The 2,783-nt window shown below is 69.3% G+C and carries 2 protein-coding genes and 1 pseudogene; all 3 read left to right on the top strand.

The window, feature by feature from the left end; all coding sequences use genetic code 11:
- Nucleotides 1-250, top strand: a pseudogene (locus AC08OT_RS15195) (serine hydrolase domain-containing protein); the annotation flags it as partial.
- 272 nt (nt 251-522) lie between these two features.
- Nucleotides 523-1,221, top strand: coding sequence for a 2'-5' RNA ligase family protein (locus tag AC08OT_RS15190; protein ID WP_476602953.1), 699 nt, complete (start codon nt 523-525; stop codon nt 1,219-1,221).
- Between the two features lie 87 nt (nt 1,222-1,308).
- The gene (locus AC08OT_RS15185; RefSeq protein ID WP_476592163.1) at nt 1,309-2,493 is read left to right on the top strand and encodes a YihY/virulence factor BrkB family protein; all 1,185 of its coding nucleotides are present in this window, start codon (nt 1,309-1,311) and stop codon (nt 2,491-2,493) included.
- Nucleotides 2,494-2,783 lie beyond the last annotated feature (290 nt).

Below are 2,783 nucleotides of genomic sequence, written 5' to 3'. Positions count from 1 at the left end.
CGACTGGGGACTCGGCTTCGAGATCCGCGGCAACAAGCACCCGCACTGGACGGGCAGCTCCAACGCGCCGTCGACCTTCGGCCACTTCGGGCAGAGCGGGACCTTCCTGTGGGTGGATCCCGTCGCCCGCCTCGCATGTGTGACTCTTTGTGATCGTGATTTTGGCGAGTGGGCCCAGCGAGCCTGGCCACCGCTGGCGGACGCGATCCTGGCGCAGGCCCCCTCGTGGTCCGCAAACCGCTCGGCGTGACGTGCGAGAAAGGGCGGGGGCGGCGCGGCCGTCAGTGACCGTTTCCGGTCGGATGCCGGTTTCTTCCGAGGGCATTGTCAGCTTTTGGTCATGATCTGGAATCCAGATCTCCTTCCCATGGTCCGCGCGGGACGGCCGTGGCTCATGGGCCATGATGTCGGCATGTTTCCTCGGCGAGACCGATCCCGACGGCCGGTTCCTCACCCGGCGCAGGCAGGCATGGATACGCAGAGTAGCGAGCGTCGCTGCTTTCGTCGGGGAGCCGGTCCCGCATGACTGAGGGGGTGAACGGTCATACCGTCCAGGTTGTCCCGGCCGTTGATCCCGGTGAATCGGTTGTTCCGGTTGATCCGGTCGATCCGGTCGATCCGGTCGATCCGGTCGATTCCGCGGGTCGGGTGGACATCGGCGTGGCGATCGGCATCCCCGAGCCGTACCGCACAGAGCTTCAGGACTGGCGGGAGCGACTCGGCGATCCGAACGCAGCCCTCATCGTCCCGCACGTCACCCTGCTGGGTCCGACCTCCGTCGGGCTCGTGGACCTGCCCGTGATCGAGCGCCACCTCGCGCGGGCGGCGCGGGCGAACTCCCCGTTCACCATCCGCCTGCGGGGATCCGGCACGTTCCGGCCGCTGTCCCCGGTCGTGTTCGTCGCCCTCGCCATGGGTATCCTCCGGTGCGAGAAACTGGCGGCGGTGGTGCGGTCCGGTCCTCTCGACCGGCCGCTCAGCTTCGCCTACCATCCGCACGTCACCGTCGCGCACGACCTCGCCGAGGACGCGTTGGACCGCGCCTTCGATGCGCTCGCCGAATATCAGGCGCAGTTCGAAGTCAACGGGTTCGGGCTGTATGAAAGAGGCGCCGACCTGCGCTGGCGGCAATTACGCTTCTTCCCGTTCGGTCGCCCTGCGCGTGGGCCGGAACCGGTGGGCGGCGGGGGGCGACACGCCACACTCGGATCTCGGGAGTAAGCGCGCGTCGCCGGGGGGACAGTAACGAATGTGGCGGGACCTCGTCAGGCGGTACGGGCCAGTGTCGGGACGGTTTCCGGCACCGCTGTGGCAGTACGCCGGAAACGTCCGTTTCTCGATCACCTCATCCGGGCATATTCCCGCTACACAGCCGACGGCGGTGATCGTCTCGCGGCGTCGGCGACCTACTTTGCGTTCCTGTCGTTCTTCCCGCTGGTCGCGCTGGCCTTCGCGGTCACCGGCTTCGTCGTGGACGCGTACCCCGATGTGCAGGAGAGCCTGACCCGGCAGATCAACGACTATCTTCCGGGCTTGGCGGACAAGCTCGACGTTGCCTCGATTGGCAACGCCAAGGTCGGCGTGGGCATTATCGGTCTTGCCGGCCTCCTGCTCGCCGGACTCGCGTGGATCGACGCGCTGCGGGGTGCTATCCGTCTCGTATGGCACCAGGACATCGACGTTGGCAACATCATCACCCGGCGGCTGCGGGATGTCACGGTGCTCGCGGGACTGGGGCTGACTCTGTTGGCCTCACTCGTCGTGACCAGCCTCTCGACCTCGGCCACCGGGTCATTCCTGAGCTGGATCGGATTGTCCGGCAGCACCGCCGCGGCCTGGGTGACCGGCCTGCTGGCCCTGCTCGTCGCCCTCGCGATCGACACCGCGGTTTTCCTCTATCTGTTCTGGCGGCTGCCGCAGCAGACCGACCGGGTGCGGACGGTCCGGGGTGCGGTGCTCGGCGCCGTCGGAGTCGAGATCCTCAAGATCGTCGGTACCTGGCTGGTCGGGCAGACCATGAGCAATCCGGTGTACGGTACGTTCGCGGTGATCGTCGGGTTGCTCATCTGGATCAACATCGCCATGCGATGGACGCTGTTCGTCGCGGCCTGGACCGTGACGGCGCCCTACAACTCCGACGTCTTCCCCTCCGGTTCGGCAGCCCGGCATTCCGTGGCCGAGGCGGCCGACCACGCGGCGGCGGGGAGCGCGGGTGCGGGATCCGCGGGGCCGGGATCCGCGGGGCCGGCGTCCTACCGGTCGAGCGGCTCGCCGAACCCGGAGGCCTCCCGCCGCCCGGTGTCCGGCTCCCAGACCGGCTCGACGCCGCTCGAGCCGGCTTCATCCGACTCGTCATCGGCGAAGCCATCCTTGGCCGGACCGCTGCGGGTGGCGTCGGAGGGCAGCCCGCGTGGCACGGTGCCCATCCCCGCCCGGGTACGGGCACTCCTGCGCCGCCGCATACCCTCGGGGACATCCAGCAGGTCGGACTGATCAGGTCCGGCCGCCGGCCTCAGCCTCACGGACACGTGTCCGTCGCGCGGTGCGGGCGGCCGACCCGACGGGCGCTCGACGTCCCGGAGGCCCGCCGCCGCGTGCCGCCGCCGGTGCCGACGCACTCGGGCGGCTCGACGGGTGAGCGCGGTGAGCAGGCATGCCACGACGGTGCAGCCGATCGCAATCCAGGTTATCGGGCCGATGCCGCTGCCAGGATCGCCCGCGCGGGCGACTCCGTGCCGCGAGGGGGCTGTTGCCGCGCCGGCGGTTGGCACGATCCCTGGACC

It is taken from the genome of Frankia sp. CgJB1, from assembly GCF_977947065.1.
The sequence above is the reverse complement of the archived record's forward strand: the minus strand, read 5'-3'. Positions and strand labels throughout refer to the sequence as shown.